At 65.7% G+C, this 16,401-nt stretch carries 12 protein-coding genes; 7 read left to right on the top strand and 5 right to left on the bottom strand.

Features of this window, described 5'->3' with window-relative positions:
• Positions 1 to 113: 113 nt before the first annotated feature.
• Positions 114 to 2,204, bottom strand: a complete 2,091-nt coding sequence (locus ASD87_RS06710) for a transcriptional regulator (RefSeq protein ID WP_235512635.1) — start codon at positions 2,202 to 2,204, stop codon at positions 114 to 116.
• Positions 2,205 to 2,365: 161 nt separating this feature from the next.
• Between ASD87_RS06710 and ASD87_RS06705 the strand changes: the two genes are divergently transcribed.
• Positions 2,366 to 3,214, top strand: coding sequence for a class I SAM-dependent methyltransferase (locus ASD87_RS06705; protein ID WP_056319008.1), 849 nt, complete (start codon positions 2,366 to 2,368; stop codon positions 3,212 to 3,214).
• 338 nt (positions 3,215 to 3,552) lie between these two features.
• Here ASD87_RS06705 and ASD87_RS06700 read toward each other — a convergent pair whose 3' ends face one another.
• Complete coding sequence (locus ASD87_RS06700) at positions 3,553 to 4,614, bottom strand: LacI family DNA-binding transcriptional regulator (protein WP_056319007.1); 1,062 nt, start codon at positions 4,612 to 4,614, stop codon at positions 3,553 to 3,555.
• 112 nt (positions 4,615 to 4,726) lie between these two features.
• On the opposite strand from ASD87_RS06700, the gene ASD87_RS06695 reads away from it, so the two are divergent.
• The 5 genes from ASD87_RS06695 (at position 4,727) to ASD87_RS06675 (ending at position 10,927) form a co-directional block, all read left to right on the top strand.
• On the top strand, positions 4,727 to 5,749 hold the full coding sequence (locus tag ASD87_RS06695) for a TRAP transporter substrate-binding protein (RefSeq protein ID WP_056319004.1): 1,023 nt from the start codon (positions 4,727 to 4,729) through the stop codon (positions 5,747 to 5,749).
• 11 nt (positions 5,750 to 5,760) lie between these two features.
• Positions 5,761 to 7,641: a TRAP transporter large permease subunit gene (locus ASD87_RS06690; protein WP_056319000.1), complete on the top strand. Its 1,881-nt coding sequence runs from the start codon at positions 5,761 to 5,763 to the stop codon at positions 7,639 to 7,641.
• Between the two features lie 67 nt (positions 7,642 to 7,708).
• Positions 7,709 to 8,248: a VOC family protein gene (locus tag ASD87_RS06685; protein ID WP_056318999.1), complete on the top strand. Its 540-nt coding sequence runs from the start codon at positions 7,709 to 7,711 to the stop codon at positions 8,246 to 8,248.
• A gap of 25 nt (positions 8,249 to 8,273) precedes the next feature.
• Positions 8,274 to 9,551, top strand: coding sequence for a ribulose-bisphosphate carboxylase large subunit family protein (locus ASD87_RS06680; RefSeq protein WP_056318996.1), 1,278 nt, complete (start codon positions 8,274 to 8,276; stop codon positions 9,549 to 9,551).
• Positions 9,548 to 10,927: a four-carbon acid sugar kinase family protein gene (locus tag ASD87_RS06675; protein WP_056318994.1), complete on the top strand. Its 1,380-nt coding sequence runs from the start codon at positions 9,548 to 9,550 to the stop codon at positions 10,925 to 10,927. Before ASD87_RS06680 ends, ASD87_RS06675 begins: the two co-directional genes overlap by 4 nt.
• A gap of 34 nt (positions 10,928 to 10,961) precedes the next feature.
• Here the strand turns inward: ASD87_RS06675 and ASD87_RS06670 are convergent, their stop codons facing one another.
• The 3 genes from ASD87_RS06670 to ASD87_RS06660 form a co-directional block, all read right to left on the bottom strand.
• Positions 10,962 to 13,343 carry a DNA internalization-related competence protein ComEC/Rec2 gene (locus ASD87_RS06670; RefSeq protein ID WP_082586215.1) on the bottom strand — a complete coding sequence of 794 codons (2,382 nt, stop codon included), beginning with the start codon at positions 13,341 to 13,343 and terminating at the stop codon, positions 10,962 to 10,964.
• Positions 13,344 to 13,609: 266 nt separating this feature from the next.
• Positions 13,610 to 14,374: an SDR family oxidoreductase gene (locus ASD87_RS06665; protein WP_056318986.1), complete on the bottom strand. Its 765-nt coding sequence runs from the start codon at positions 14,372 to 14,374 to the stop codon at positions 13,610 to 13,612.
• A 51-nt stretch (positions 14,375 to 14,425) separates the two neighbouring features.
• The gene (locus tag ASD87_RS06660) at positions 14,426 to 15,211 is read right to left on the bottom strand and encodes an SDR family oxidoreductase (RefSeq protein WP_056318983.1); all 786 of its coding nucleotides are present in this window, start codon (positions 15,209 to 15,211) and stop codon (positions 14,426 to 14,428) included.
• A gap of 227 nt (positions 15,212 to 15,438) precedes the next feature.
• Between ASD87_RS06660 and ASD87_RS06655 the strand changes: the two genes are divergently transcribed.
• Positions 15,439 to 16,398, top strand: coding sequence for a GlxA family transcriptional regulator (locus ASD87_RS06655; RefSeq protein WP_367646669.1), 960 nt, complete (start codon positions 15,439 to 15,441; stop codon positions 16,396 to 16,398).
• The last annotated feature ends 3 nt before the right edge of the window (positions 16,399 to 16,401 follow it).

The raw sequence follows: 16,401 nt of genomic DNA, 5'->3' as shown, positions 1-16,401 counted from the left end.
TGGGTCTGGCGCGTCGCGGTTGAAATCAATGAACGGGATATTAGCTGCCTAGGCAGTTAAATAGCAAGGGGAATCTTTTGAGGCGTGGTGAATTCGGAACGCGGGATCCGGCGTTACCCGATGCCGATCCGCCGCGCGCCCTCGCGGAAAAGAGCCTGCGTGTCGGGCTCCAGCCGGAACGAGGCCAGAAAGTCTTCTACGCGGTAGGACGGCTGCGCCTTGCGGATCGCCGGCAGAAATCCCAGCGCCTCGTCCGTCCTGCCAGCCAGCGCCAGGCAGCACGCCGCTATTGCCAGGATGTGCACGTGCGCGTTGGGCCGGGCGGCCGCCTTGACCGCCCACCCCGCCGCCTCGTCGATCCGGCCCAGCCGCACCAACGCCAGCGCACGCACGGCCAGCATGCCGAAGAGCAGCGGATCGAAGGGGCTGAGGTGACGCGAATGGTCTGAGGCGCCGATGGCCGCTTCGGCATCGCCCATCTGGCAATCGACAAAACCCAACGTGTAATGCGCCAGCGCGAAATTCGGACTCAGGTCCACGGCGATCCGCAACTCGCTCACCGACTGGTCCTGGCTGCCGCGCAGCCACAGCGCACGCCCCATCGCCCAATGCGCCGCCGGATCCCGGTCATCGGCGATCAGGCTTTGCCCGGCGGACTCGAATGCCTGATCGATGGCCGCCTCCTGCTCGCCCCAGCGCTGGAATGCCGTCTGCCAATGCGTGAAGGACAAGCCCGCGTACGCGCGCGAGAACGTCGGGTCCAGCCGCACCGCCATCTCGAAGAAGTGCCGCGCCTGTTCGTTGTCGGTGCGATTGAACCGGTACATATGCCACAGGCCGCGATGATGCGCCTGCCAGGCGTCCAGCGAATTGGGCGGCGTCAGGATGGCGCGGTTGCGCTCGGCGGCCTCGATCTCGATGTCGACCGATGCCACGATCCGGTTGCCGATCTCGTCCAGCGCCAGCAAGGCGTCGTCGAACGGATGGTCAAGCACGTCCGCCCAGACGATACGCGCGGTGCGGGATTCGACGAGCTGCACGTCCACCGCCAGGCGGTGCCCTTGGCGCCGCAGCGAGCCGCTGACCACGTAGTCCACGTTGAGCGTGCGCCCGGCCTCCTCCGGTCCCACGCTGCGTTGGTCCAGCGCAAACACGGTGCCCTGCGCGATGACGAACAGACTGCGCAGCTTTGCCAGCCGCGCGATGACGTCAAACGCCAGCCCGTCCGCCAGCCCGCCCCGGACGCCCGCTTGCGCCGACCGGTCCACGAACGGCATGACGGCGATCGATGCCCGTCCACGCCGGTACGGCAGCGCGTCGGCCGGACGCGTTGGCAAATCCGTGTCGGCCACGTCCTGCGGCGCGATCCGGGCCGCGAACGCTTCCGGCAATGGGGCAGGTTTCATCGGCGCTGCGGCGCCTGCCGGGGCCGGACTCAACGCTGGAACCGATGACGGGCCGCCGCCTGCCCGCCGGGCGCGCACATCGCGCCACGCCTCGCGCAGCGGCCGCCCATCCAGCCCCTCGGCCTCAAAGGCGCGCACGGCCGCGGCCAGATGCTCCTCGCCTTCACGCCATTGCCCGCGCAGTCCCAAGGCGTCCAGCTTCAGTTCGTGGGCTTGCGGATCGAACGGCACGAGCGCGAGCCACGTGTCCAGGCAGGCAAACCGTTCCTCCGACCCCTCGGGCAGGAGAACGGCCTGATGCGCCAGCACGGCCGTGTGGCAGGCCCGCAGCCGCCGCCGCTGCGCGGTCAGCCAGCTGTGAAAGAACGGGCTGCGGCCAATTTCCAACCCTTCCAGGAAGTCCCCCGCGAACATGGCCGCAAGCGCGCGCAGACGCTCCGGGCTGGCCTTGCGTATACCCGCCTGCATGGCCGCCCCGATGTCGATGACGTCCACACGGCAGTCGGACAGGTCCAGGCGCACGGCGTCCTGCATCGTCTCGACCCGGCGACGACCGGGCTCGTCCAGCAGGCCCCGCGCCTTGCTCAGGCACCAGCGCAGTTCGCCGCGCGGATCGTTCGGAATGTCCCACAGCAGTTCGCACAGGTGCGAGCGCATCACGGCGTTCGGGGCCAGCGCCAGGTACGCGATCAGCGCCCGCAGCTTGCGCGACGGCGGCAGCGCAAGCGGGACGCCGCCCCGGCTGATGCGCATCGGCCCCAGCATGTGCACGTGGATGCCCGCGCCGGACGAATCCACGCCTGATTCCACGCCCGCTACCACGCCCGCCTCCACGTCCCGTTCCTATCGTTGTTTCCGGGGCGCACGGCACGCGAACATCGTCGCGGCGCTGGTTGCATCACCCCGGCGCGCTGGCCACGGATGCCGTCGCGCACCCCACGCACTAACGGAGACTCACCATGTCCATTTCCTCCCTTGCCACCAGTGACGTGCGCGAAACCGCACAGCCCGACCTGGCTGCCTTGAAGACCCGCCAGCAAGGCACCTGGTCCTCCGGGGACTACGCCGTCGTCGGCACCACGCTGCAGATCGTAGGAGAACAGCTTTGCGAAGCCCTTGATGTCCGCGCCGGCCAGAAAGTGCTGGACGTCGCCGCCGGCAACGGCAATGCGACACTGGCCGCCGCCCGCCGCTGGTGCGACGTGACCTCGACCGACTATGTGCCCGCGCTGCTGAGCCGGGGCCGCGAACGCGCCGCCGCGGAGCGCCTGAAGGTCGAATTCCAGGAGGCCGACGCCGAGGCGCTGCCATTCCCGGACGCGTCGTTCGATGTCGTGATGTCGACCTTCGGCGTCATGTTCACGCCCGACCAGGACAAGGCCGCCGCCGAGCTGATGCGCGTGTGCAAGCACGGCGGCAAGATCGGCCTCGCAAACTGGACGCCCGACGGCTTCATCGGCCAGATCTTCAAGACCATCGGCAAGCACCTGCCCCCGCCCGCCGGCGTCAAATCCCCCGCGTTGTGGGGAACCAAGGCGCGCATCGAAGAAATGTTCGGGCCGCAGGCCGCATCGATCACGTGCGAGGCGCGTCACTTCGTGTTCCGCTACCGCTCGCCCGAGCACTGGATGCAGGTCTTCAAGACCTACTACGGCCCGTTGCTCAAGGCGTTCGGCGCGCTGGACCCCGCGGCGCAGACGGCGCTGACGGCCGACATCACCGCGCAGATCGACCGCTTCAACCGGTCCGGCGATTCGGCGGTGGTGGTGCCCAGCGAATACATGGAAATTGTGATTACCCGCCGGTAAGCGCATGGCAAACCCCGCCTCGCAAGAGGCGGGAGCTTCCTGGCGGCCGGCTGTGTGGTCCATGGCGCAGCGCCCTCCCGGCTGTCGTCCGGCGGGCGCCGGGCAACCGTTGTAGAGGAACCTTCCGTTGAAGTAGGCAGCGGCATGCCCCGCCGTTGCCGCACTGGGTGCGAGCCCATAGCCGAAATCATACGCCCGCGACTCGCCGATCGGCGCAAATGCAGGCGCGCGTGAATCTGACGTGTAAAGACTAGGTGTCTGACACCCTGGCGAGACGGTCGCCGCACCACGGATGTGCCCCAAGGGTGTCAGACACCGGCCCACCGGCGCAGCAGCCCCTACGGCAAGTTTTCCCGAAATATCACCTGGCTGCGCGCCAATTCCACCCCGTTCATCGCACTGCGTTTATCCCGCAAATTGCTGAAAATGCGCACGCAGCTCATCAGCGCTTCCATGGGGCTTTGCGTGATGACGGCGTCCATCGTGCCGTCGATCAGGAGCGCACGCGTGTCGGGCGTCAACCCGTGCCCGATGAAAACCACGCGGTGCTGCTGCCCTGCCTCTTTCAACGCCCGGGCCACGCCGTCCGACGCGCCGCCGATGTTGTAGATGCCGGCGAGCTGCGGATACTGCTCCAGCAACTGGCGCGTCTGCTCGTAGTTGCGCTGCGCATCGTCATAGCCTTCACGCAGGTCCACCACCTGCATCGCCTGAAACTGTTCGGCATACAACTGCAGAAATCCGCTCTCGCGCTCTTCATGGGCGCGGTAGTGCCGCGATCCCGCGATCAGCGCGACGTGCGCCGCGCGCAGGCCGATGAAGCGCGCGATCAGGTAGCCGGCCGTGCGCCCCGCCGCGCGGTTGTCCAACCCCACGTACGCCGTGCGGGCGCTGTTGGCGATGTCGGAAATCAGCGTCACCGTGGGCACGCCCTGCTGCGCCAGCGCGTTGACGGCCTCACGCACCACCGGGTGTTCCAGCGCCATGAATGCGATCCCGTCGGCGCGCTTGCCGTGCTTGGCCAGCGCCTGCGCCAGTGCGTCCGGATTGAAGCTCTCCACGTATTCGACGTGGCACTTGGCGTTCAGCGGCGCAAAGTGCTCGTGCGCAAAGTTGACGGTGTCGCCCAGCATGCGCAAGTAACGGTTGCTGCCGCGCGGCAGCAGGAACACCAGCCGCATCGGCTCGGGCGCGGCCGCCGCATACGCGGCTTCGTCCGGCAGGTAGTCCAGATCGATGGCCGCCTTGAAGACCTTTTGCGCGGTGGCCGGGCGCACGCCCGGGCGGCGATTGAGCACGCGATCGGCGGTGGCGGTGGACACGCCGGCGCGGGCGGCAACATCGGCCAGGCGGGCGAGTCCACGGGAGGAGGCGTTTTTATTCACATCAAAAACCATCATGAATAAGATTTGACGATGATACCGCCTATTCACTATTGTCCATTCTGCCGCACGGCTTAGGCGGTTTTGTGGCACATCAAAAAACATCATAAGCACGACAACGGAGACAACCATGAAGCTGCTTACACGCCGCAGTGCCCTGCGCCGCCTTTGCGCGGTCCCCGCCCTTGCCGTCGCCGGCACCGGCTTTCCGCTGATCGCCCGCGCCGCCGATTACTCGCTCAAGTACGGCAACAACCTGCCGGTGACGCATCCGCTGAACATCCGCGCGCAGGAAGCGGCCGAACGCATCCTCAAGGAAAGCAACGGCCGCGTCGACATCAAGATCTTCCCGAACAATCAGCTTGGCGGCGACACCGACATGCTGGCCCAGGTGCGTTCCGGCGGCATCGACTTCTTCACGCCGTCCGCCCTGGTGATCGCCACGCTGGTGCCGGTGGCCGCCATCAATGCGGTCGGCTTCGCGTTCAAGGACTACGACCAGGTCTGGAACGCCATGGACGGCGCGCTGGGCGCCCACGTGCGCGCCGCCATCGCGCAGCGCAAGCTCTATGCCTTTGAAAAGATGTGGGACAACGGCTTTCGCCAGACCACCAGCAGCAAGGGCCCGGTCAATACCGCCGCCGACATGGACGGCCTGAAGATCCGCGTGCCCGTGAGCTCGCTGCCGATCTCCATGTTCAAGGGCCTGGGCGCCGCGCCTGCCAGCCTGCAATTCAGCGAGGTCTATTCGTCGCTGCAGACCAAGGTGGTGGACGCGCAGGAAAACCCGCTGCCGATCATCCAGGTCGCCAAGCTGTACGAAGTGCAGAAGTACTGCTCGCTGACCAAGCACATCTGGGACGGCTACTGGTTCATCGCCAACGGCCGCATGTGGGAAGGCCTGCCCGCCGACCTGAAGACGGTCGTCGCGCGCGGCATCAATGAAGCGGGCCTCGCGCAGCGCGAAGACATCAAGAAGCTCAACGCCTCGGTGCAGGCGGACCTGGAAGCCAAGGGCCTGGTGTTCAACCAGCCGTCGGCCGACAGCTTCCGCGAGCAACTGCGCACCGCGGGCTTCTACAAGGAATGGCAGGGCCGCTTCGGCAATGAGGCCTGGGGCCTCCTGGAGCAGTCCGTCGGCAAGCTGGCCTGAGGTCGCGCGTCATGGCCTCCCTGTCCGCTCCCCACGCCGCGGCGCCCGCGCTGCCGGCCAATCCCCTGCGCCGGGCGGCCGGCGCGCTCGACACCGTGCTGGGCACCGTGGTCGAACACGTTGCCGCAGCCATCGTGCTGGTCGAGATCATCGTCCTGTTTGCTGGCGTGGTGTCGCGCTACTTGTTCCATAGCCCGCTGGTCTGGTCCGATGAACTTGCCTCCATCCTGTTCCTCTGGCTGTCCATGCTGGGTGCCGTCGTGGCCCTGCGGCGCGGCGAACACATGCGCATGACGGCGCTGGTGAACAACGTCAGCCCGGCACGCCGGGCGCAGCTGGAAACCGCGGCGCTGGCGGCATCGCTGGCCTTTCTGGTGCTGATCCTGGCGCCCGCCATCGAATATGCGCATGAAGAGCATTTCATCATCACCCCCGCGCTGGAGCTGAGCAACGCCTGGCGCGCCGCCGCCATCCCGGTCGGCATGGGCCTGATGGGCATCATCGCGCTGCTGCGCCTGTTGCGCACGCAGCCGCTGCCGCAGGTCGCGATGGCGCTGGCCGGCGTGGCCGCCGTCGTTGGCATCTTCTGGATGGCGCAGCCGTTGTTCTCGGGTCTGGGCAAGCTGAACCTGGTGATCTTCTTCGTCGGCATCGTCGCCGCCACCGTGTTTTCGGGCGTGCCGATCGCGTTCTCCTTCGCGCTTGCCACGTTCTCGTATCTGGCGCTGACCACAAGCACGCCGATGGTCGTCATGGTGGGCCGGCTGGACGAAGGGATGTCGCACCTGATGCTGCTGGCGGTGCCGCTCTTCATCTTCCTGGGTTCGCTCATCGAAATGACGGGCATGGCGCGCGCCATGATCCAGTTCCTGGCCAGCCTGCTTGGCCACGTGCGCGGCGGGCTGTCCTACGTGCTGATCGGCGCCATGTACCTGGTGTCCGGCATCTCGGGTTCCAAGATCGCCGACATGGCGGCGATCGCGCCCGTGCTGTTCCCCGAAATGAAGAAGCGTGGCGCCAAGCCCGGCGACCTGGTCGCCCTGCTGTCGGCCACCGGCGCGCAGACCGAAACGATTCCGCCGTCCATCGTGCTCATCACCATCGGTTCGGTGACGGGCGTGTCGATTGCCGCGCTGTTCACGGGCGGTCTGCTGCCCGCCGTGGTGCTGGGCCTGGCCCTGTGCACCGTGGTCTGGTGGCGCTACCGCAAGGAAGACCTGAGCCTTGTGCAGCGCTTCACCTTCAAGGAGATCGGCCGCTTCTTCATGATCGCGCTGCCCGCAGTGGCCCTGCCCTTCGTGATCCGCGCCGCCGTCGTCGAAGGCGTGGCGACCGCCACCGAGGTCTCCACCATCGGCATCGTGTACTCCGCCGTCGTGGGCCTGTTGATCTACCGCTGCTTCGACTGGGCGCGTGTCAAGCCCATGCTGATCGAGACCGCGTCCCTATCCGGCGCCATCATGCTGATCGTGGGCTGCGCGACCGCCATGGCGTGGGCGCTGACGCAGTCGGGTTTCTCGGGCGACCTGGCCAAGCTGATGGCGGGCATGCCCGGCGGCAGCTACGGCTTCCTGGCGGTGTCCATCGTGGCCTTCATCATCCTGGGCAGCGTGCTGGAAGGCATCCCCGCCATCGTGCTGTTCGGTCCCCTGCTGTTCCCGATCGCGGTGCAGGCCGGCGTGCACGAGGTCCACTACGCGATGGTCGTGATCTTTGCGATGGGCATTGGCCTGTTCGCCCCGCCCTTCGGTGTCGGCTACTACGGCGCCTGCGCCATCAGCCGCGTCGATCCCAACGAAGGCATCCGCCCGATTTGGGGCTACATCGGCGCGCTGCTGATCGGCCTGATCGTCGTGGCCGCCTTCCCCTGGTTCTCCATCGGTTTCCTGTGACGCGACGCGGCCCCTCCCGGGCCGCGCCCTTCCCGTCCCTCAGCCACCCCTTTTAAAAAGATCCATCATGAGTCGTTTCCTGGGCGAGATCCGCCAACTCGGTTATGTCGTGCACGACATCGAAGCCGCCATGGACTACTGGAGCACCAAGCTCGGCGTGGGCCCCTGGTACTACAACCCCCGCGTGCCGATCGTGAACTATGAATACGACGGCCAACGGCACGAGCCTCACAATTCCGTCGCCTTGGCCAACTCCGGCTATGTGCAGGTCGAACTGATCCAGACCCGCAACGACGTGCCGTCCATGTACCGCGACTTCCTGCAGGCCGGCCGCACCGGGCTGCAACACGTCGCCTACTGGACCGAAAGCTACGACGCCGATCTGGAGCGCCTGCTGGCGCAGGGCTTCAAACCCAAAATGAGCGGCGAAGTCGGCGAAAAGGGCCGCTTCATCTATTTCGACACCGAATACCACCCCGGCACCGTCATCGAGCTTTCCGAAGTCGCCGGCCCCAAGGGCCGCCTCTTCGACCTGATCCGCGAAAGCTCGGTGAACTGGGACGGCAAGGACCCCGTCCGCGCCTTCCCCGACCTGAGCCGCCTCTGATACGCCCCTGCCGCACACCGCCACCATGAATTCCCAATCGTTTACCGCCACCTACCTGATTGAAACCCCCGTCGACCCCGCCAAGGTCGCGGAAGTCATGGCCGGCGAGCAGTCCTGCGGCACCTTCACGCGCGTTCAGGGCGAAACGGACGAGCTGCGCGCCCGCGCGCGTGCCCGCATCGAATCCATCGAAACGCTGGAAACCGTCGACGCGCCCAGCCTGCCCAACGCCTATCTGGCGCGCCAGTCCGGCGGCATGCCCGACAAATTCCAGCGCGCGCGGATTCGCATCGCGTTTCCCGTCGCCAACGTGGGCGCCAACCTGCCCACGCTGGCGGCCACCGTCGGCGGCAATCTGTACGACCTGGGCGAGGTCACCGGCTTGCGGCTCGAAAGCATGGAACTGCCCGCCAACTACCGCGCACAATTCGACCTGCCGCAGGTGGGCATCGCTGGCACGCGCGCGCTGACCGGCGTGGACAAGGGCCCGCTGGTCGGCACCATCATCAAGCCCAACGTCGGCCTTTCGCCCGAGCAGACCGCGCATCTGGTGGCCCAGCTTTGCGCGGCTGGCGTGGACTTCATCAAGGACGACGAGGTGTGCGCCAACCCGGCCCACGCCCCGCTCGCCCAACGCGTCGCGGCCGTGATGGCCGTCGTGCGCGCGCACCGCGAACGCACCGGCCGCAACGTGATGGTGGCTTTCAATATCACCGACGAAACCGACGCCATGCGCCGCCACGCCGACCTGATCGAACGCGAAGGCGGCACCTGCGTCATGGCCAGCCTGAACTGGTGCGGCTATTCGGCCATCCAGACCCTGCGCCGCAGTACGCCGCTGGCGCTGCACGGCCACCGCAACGGTTTCGGCGCGCTGTCGCGCCATCCGCTGCTGGGCATCGGGTTTCAGGCCTACCAGACGCTGTGGCGGCTGGCGGGCGTGGACCACATGCACGTGCACGGCCTGCAAGGCAAGTTCTCGCAGGAAGACAGCGAAGTTGTCGAGTCCGCGCGTGACTGCCTGGCGTCGCTGACCCCGGGCATCGACGACGCCGTCATGCCCGCCTTCTCGTCAGGTCAATGGGCCGGCACCGTGCCCGCCACCTGGGCCGCCGTGAGCAGCGACGACCTGCTCTTCATGTCGGGCGGCGGCATCCTGGCCCACCCCGACGGCCCCGCCGCCGGCGTGCAAAGCATCCGCCAGGCCTGGCACGCAGTGCGCGACAACCAGACCCTGCAAGACTACGCCCGCAACGCACCCGAACTGCAGCGCGCGCTGGAATTTTTCGGAAGCCGCGCATGATTGGCGGCACCGCGCCGCAGGTGTGCTGGTATGGCGACGACTTCACCGGCGCCACCGACACGTTGGCCGAGGTCGCTCGCGCCGGACTGCGCAGCCTGCTTTTTCTGAGCGTGCCTTCTGCCGCGCAACTGGAACGTGCCGGGCCATTGGATGCCATCGGCATCGCGGGCGCGGCCCGCGGCATGGCGCCAGCGGAGATGACGGACGAGCTGCGCGCGGTCGGTGCATTCATGGCAGGCACAGGCGCGCGCGTGCTGCACTACAAGTGCTGTTCCACCTTTGACAGCGCGCCGCACGTCGGCAGCATTGGGGTGGCGGTGCGCGAATTGCGTCAGCATTTTGCGAATCCCATCGTGCCGATCGTGGGTGGGCAGCCCAGCATCGGCCGGTATTGCAGCTTTGCCAATCTATTCGCGCGTGCAGGTTCCGCGCCGGAGGTTCACCGCATTGATCGCCATCCCGTGATGAGCGTGCATCCCGTAACACCCATGCACGAGGCGGATTTGCGATTGCACCTGGAGGCGCAGGGTTTGGCGGGCATCCGCTCGGTGCCGCACACGGCCTACCCTTCGGCCTTGGAACCGGGTGCGAAGGCGGCTGCAGCCACAGCTGAGTACACCGCCGCGCACTCAGCCGCGCTTGATGCCTGGATCGATCAGGTCATCGAAAGCACCGACGGTCCGCTGCTGCTGGATCTGGTGGACGAATCGCAGCTCCCGGTGATCGGCCGTTTGATTCAACGCGCGGCTTCCCGCGCGCCCCTTTTGGCCGTCGGCCCCAGCAGCGTGCAACAGGCGCTGGCCCGGGCTCGGCCCGAGGGGTACGCCGACGCAGCACCGGCGACACCACTCGGCCCTGCCAATAGCCCGGTGCTGGTCGTCGCGGGCAGCCTGTCGCCCGTCACCGCCCGGCAGATCGCCGCATGCGAAACCTATACGCGCCAAGCGTTGCACGTCGAACGGCTGCTGGCGGATGATGACTACGCCGCGCAACAGGTCGCGTTGGCCGCCGCCACGCTGGCCCAAGGCCGCAACGTGCTGGTGCATACTGACAAACCTGCCGGCGCCGTCAACGCAGACCTGACCACCGCCACCGCCCGCGCCACCGCCAGGCTGGTTGCCGACATCGTGCGCGCCAGCGCCCAGGCCGGTCACCGGCTGAACCGCATTGGGATTGCCGGTGGCGACACGTCCAGCCAGGCAACGCTTGCCGTGGGATTGTGGGGCTTGGCGTTTCGCTGCGTGCTGGCGCCGGGCGTGACCGTCAGCGTTGCACGCAGCGACGATCCGGTGACAGACGGGATTGAGCTGATGCTCAAGGGCGGGCAGATGGGTGGGGATCGGCTGTTTGACGAGTTGGCGGCCGGCAAGGTCTGACCTCCGGGCCACGCGCTCTGACGTGCCGGGGCGGCTAACGACCATGCCAATACCGTCTCGCACGCTCGCGCTGTCCCCACACTTCCAACACATCCGGCCAAGACGCCGCCATCACGGCGCCGTCCCGGTCGCTACGCCAGAAGCTGGCGCCCGCCCGACTCCAACGCAGCTCCACCGCCCGTGCCGGGTGACGGAACCGGTTCAGGTGCCCAGCCTGCGCAATGGCATGGACGGCTTGCGTCGCGTTCACCAGGTCATGCCCCGACGACGACCCAGACCCGTGATGCGGCGCCACCACCACATCGGCACTGGCAAGCCCCTGCGCCACCATGTCCCGCTCCTGCGCCACGCCGACATCCCCTGTCAGCAACAGGGAATGGCTTGCCCCCTCCACGCGCAGCACGCAACTGTCGGCATTGCGGTCATCTGCCTTCGCGCTGCGTTCTGACGGCCCCGGGTGCAGGAATGTGAACACCACCCCGTCCGCTTCCCACCCCAGTCCACGTTCGCACCGCGCCATCGTATCGGGCAACACCGGTTCGGCATTGCCGACGTCGGGCCACAACCTTGCGTCGCGCCGTAGATAGGCGGGCAAATCGAACGACGTATAACTTCGCCCCACCGGTACCGCCCCCAGCACCGCGCGCGTGCCGCCCACATGATCCATGTCGGCATGCGACAGCACCAGCACATCCAGCCGCCCGATTCCCCGCGCCTGCAGAAAAGGCGCGACGACCCGTTCGCCCGCATCGCTGCCGCCGTAGCTGCGCGGCCCCGCGTCAAACAACAACGATTGCGTCGCCGTTTCCACCAGGATGGCGCTGCCCTGCCCCACGTCCATCGCGCTCATGCGCCAATGGCCCGGCTCAGGCTTGTCGGGCCGCCAGAACAGCAACGGCAGCATGCAGAACCATCCAAGGTGCCGTCCTGGCCAGCCCTTCGCCTGCAGGGCCCAGATCATGCCCGCCACCGCCAGCAGCAGCCAGGGCCAGCCGGCCGCGGCAATCGGCACGCTCGACCAGCTTGCATTGCCGACCCAGGCAACCGGCGTCATGGTCAGGTCGAACGCGGCCAGCCCGGCTTGCCCGGCCAACGCCGCCAGCGCCTCGGCGCCGGGCACGGACGACAGCGCCGCGCACAGCAGCGCCAGCGGCGTCACGATGAACGTCACCGACGGAATGGCGACGGCATTGGCAAACGGCGAACCCAGCGACACCTGATGCACCAGAAAGGCCAGCAACGGCATCAGCCCTACCGTGACCATCAGTTGCACGTGCGCGGCCTGCCCCAGCCGGGCCGCGCATCGCGCGCGCCAGCTGGCATCCACATCGATCGGCGCGGCCACGATGCGCAACAGCACCGCCACCGCGCCAAACGACAACCAGAAGCCCGCAGACATCGGGGCCCACGGGTCCAGCGCCACCACGGCGGCCGCCGCGCAGGCCAGGACCCGATCACCCGACAAGGGCAGCCGCGACAACGCCGCCCCCAACACCACCAGCAGCATGAAAAACGTGCGGCGTGCGGGCACGCCCCAGCCCGCCAGCAGGCAATACAGCAACGCAACCACCGCCGCTACCGCGCCGCCGGCAACGCGCGCAGGCATCCGCTCGGCAAGGCCCACGCCCCGCCACCGCACGCGCCGCCAAAGCGAAGACGCCAGCAAGCCCGCGATACCGGCAATCGATGTCACGTGCATGCCGCTGATTGACACCAGATGCGTGATGCCGCTGCGATTGAAGATCCGCCAGTCGTCGCGCGCCACGCCAGCCTGATCCCCAATCGCCAACGCAATCAGCACAGGCGCGTAACGATGCTCGCCCAACGCCGCGCGCATGCCCTCGCGCACGAGATGCCGGGCGCGTTCGATGGCAATGCCGGGCGTGGCCCACGGCCGATCGTCCAGCAGGACGGGCTGCCCGCGCACGGTTCCCGTGGCGCGAATGCCGTTGGCAAACATGCGCCCCTCCACATCCGGCCCCGCGGGATTGAGCAATCCGTGCGGCCGCCGCAGCACCAGCGCCATCCGCCACACTTGCCCGGGCAGCACCAGCGGCACGGCCTGGTTGGAGCCCGCACCCGCCTGCCAGGTGACCTGAACGTGCGAGGGAATGCCGGGACGAGCGGGCGGCATCACTTCGGCCAGGAAGCGCTGACGCTTCGCGTCGCCATCTGGCAATGCGGCCACGCGCAGCACCAGCCGCGACACCTGATCCTGATGCGCGTCGGCAAGCCCATCGTCCAACCGTTGCTGCGCTTGCAGGGCCGCATTCAAGAAGCCGGCCGACAGTCCCAACGCCAGCGCCGCCAGTACCCGCCATTGAAAATTCCCGACGCGACCCCACATGGCGCAGGACACGGCGCCCCCGGCGGCCGCCAGCCACAGCCCAATCGAACCCGGCAGAGACGGCAGCATCTGCACCAGCGCCGCGCCCGCGACAAACGCAATACAGAACGAGCGGCCCGTGATGGCTTTCTCCCTGAAACCGAAGAGAGTAGGTCACGGCAAGAATGGGATTAGCGGCAAGTGAACGAATCGATCCCCCTCGGCCAACCGACATCGTCCGGGCGTCAATGCAGTACGCCAAACGAAGAAGTGGATTGAGTCTGGCTCCCCGTCAGACCATGTGCACGCCATTGCTTGAGCGGCAGCACACGGCCTGGGGCTCTTCAAAGTTGAGGTTAATTGCCGACCGGAATCGGATTGTCGGCGATCGACTGGTTGAAGGCGTTGACGAGTTCATGCTCGCTGGAGCCCGGGTTGTCTCGCAGGGCTTGAATGGCATCGACATACACTTCGTCCTTGCCACTCGCCAAGCCTTTCATGGTGTCCGCCACAAAGTCGGCCAGCGGCATGGCGCGTGCATCCCCACTCTTGAAAATCAGGTCAGTATCCACCCAGGGCGGCGCAACCTCGATGACCTTCACTCCGCTCTGACGCAGGGAAAAGCGTTGCGACAGCGTGTAGGAATGCATCGCTGACTTGGTAGCCGAATAGAAAGCGTTGGTGGCGATCGGGACGAACGCCAGCACCGACGAGTTATGAATCACAACGGCATTGGCTTGCTGCTTAAGATGGGGCAGCAATGCGGCGGTCATGCGGACCGGGCCGAGCAGATTGGTATTCACCGTTGCAAGAATGCTGGCCTCGTCGACATCGCCGGCGGCGTCGTCAAAGGGCATGATGCCGGCATTGTTGAAAAGCACATTCAGCTTCGGATAGTCGGCAACCAGTTTTGCTGCCACCGCCTTGATCTGAGTCGGGTCCTGGACATCCAGCTCGATGCCTTGCATACCCGGATTGGCGCGGGTCACTTCATCCAGCAAAGCCTTGCGACGGCCACTGATGATGACTTGGTTGCCCAGCCTGTGAAAGGCCTCCGCAATAGCGCGACCAATGCCTGAGGTGCCGCCAGTGATGAATATCGTATTTCCGGTCATGTTCATGATGAGTCCTTTAACAACAAGTGAGATAACGGGTTCTGCAGCGAGGCGGAATCACTTGACCAAGTAACGTGCGCCCGGCGACGAGTGGCCAAAGCGGCTGGAAAGTTGCTTGCGAGCGGCCTCGAAGTCGTCCCAATCCGCGCCGTCTTGCAGGGGGGGAATGGTCACGACCTCCCCGATATCGAGGCCGGCCAGAGCGGCGTCGACCATGTCCTCCGTGCGCATGACGATCTCGCCCGGAAGGTTGCTGTGCGGCAGTCCTGCCACGTCCCAGAATTCAGTCGCGGTGGCGCCTGGCAATACGGCCTGAATGCGCAAGCCCTTGGCTGCCAATTCATGATGCAGGGATTGCGTAAGCGCCAGGACGTACGCCTTGGTGCCGCCGTACACGCCGTTCAGGATTTCCGGGCCGATGGCTGCGATGGAAGCGATGTTGATGATGGTGCCGCCACCTTGCTTGATGAAGACGGGCGCGGCGGCATAGGTCAGGCGAGTCAGGGCTGTGACGTTGAGGTCGATCATCTTGACCATCTCGCCAATCTCGCTCTGCGCAAGCGGCGTCACCGCGCCGAAGCCGGCGTTGTTGAGCAGCAGGTCAATGCCGCCACTGGCCAGAATGGTTTCGACTCGCGCCACTCCCTCGTTGCTGCCCAGATCAGCCTTGACGGTTTGCACGTTGCGTCCGGTGGCGGTCGAGACCCTCTCTGCGACCGCGCTCAGGCGATCCTGGTTGCGGGCCACCAGGATCAGGTCGAACCCCCGACGAGCCAGTCGTTCGGCATAGACGGCGCCGATTCCGGAAGACGCGCCAGTGATAAGTGCGGTTTTGTCAGTCATGGTCAAGCTCCTTAGTTGATGTGCCGCGTTGCGTTGTTGATGCGATGAAGCCATTGTGCTTTCAGCTGAAAAGACATTTCAGACAACAAACACGCAATTTCTGCCATCACTGACGACGAGACCTAAAGACCAGAACCGCAAGTCGCTGTTTAATAAGGAACAATTGACATTGCAGAGCTTCGATGGCAATGTCTTAAACAATCAAAAAAACGCATTTAGGGACTTCCATGATCAAGCGCATCGGACTGGTCGTCTATCCGGGCTTCCAAGCTTTGGATTTGGCTGCCCTCACCGTTTTCGAATTTGCAAACGGCTTGCAGAAAGACGTGGTGTACGAATTCGCTGCCTTATCGGTCTCGGGCGGACTCATCGAAAGTTCGACCGGCGTCGTTGTCGGCACCGAGGCGATAGGTTGGGGAAGCTATGACACGCTGCTCATCGCAGGTGCTACAAGCATTCCAAATGCGACACCTGACCTGATCGATAAAATTCGGCACGCAGCCGGAGCAACCCGGCGCGTGGCAAGCATCTGTACAGGTGCCTTCATCCTGGCCCAGACTGGCCTGCTGAACGGGAAACGGGCCACTACGCACTGGTACTTCGGAAGACTTCTGCAGGAGCAAAATCCCGAAATTAAGGTTGATGAGGACAAGATCTTCGTCAAGGATGGCGACATGTGGTCATCGGCCGGTGTGACGGCATGCATCGACTTGTCGTTGGCGCTGGTCGAGGCTGACCTAGGCGTGGAAATCGCCAAGACCATATCGCGCCTCATGGTCGTCTACCACCGCCGCACGGGTGGGCAGTCGCAGTTCTCAGCGATGGCGGAAATGGAGCCTAGCTCTGATCGAGTCAAGGAAGCCCTAAGATTTGCGAAGGAGAACCTGAGCAAGGATCTGAGCGTCGAGGAGCTGGCGGAACACGTGCATTGGAGTCCCCGTCATTTCAGCCGGATTTTTCAAATGCAAACAGGCATGGCGCCCGCGAAGGCGATTGAAAAGCTAAGAATCGAGGCTGCCGAGACGCTCATTGATCAAGGCCATGCATCAGTAAGCCGTATTGCCTCGCTGACGGGATTTGGCGATGAAGAGCGCATGCGTCGCGCATTCATGCGGTCGCATGGCGTCACGCCGAAGGCCTTGGTCTTGCAGGCCCGCAGCAAGCGCGACAACGTTTATATCAACTGATTC

Origin of the sequence: Achromobacter sp. Root170 (assembly GCF_001428165.1) — a bacterium.
GTDB classification, from domain to species: Bacteria; Pseudomonadota; Gammaproteobacteria; order Burkholderiales; family Burkholderiaceae_B; genus Achromobacter; species Achromobacter mucicolens.
Note: the sequence above shows the minus strand (reverse complement) of the source record. Positions and strands in the feature narration are given on the sequence as shown.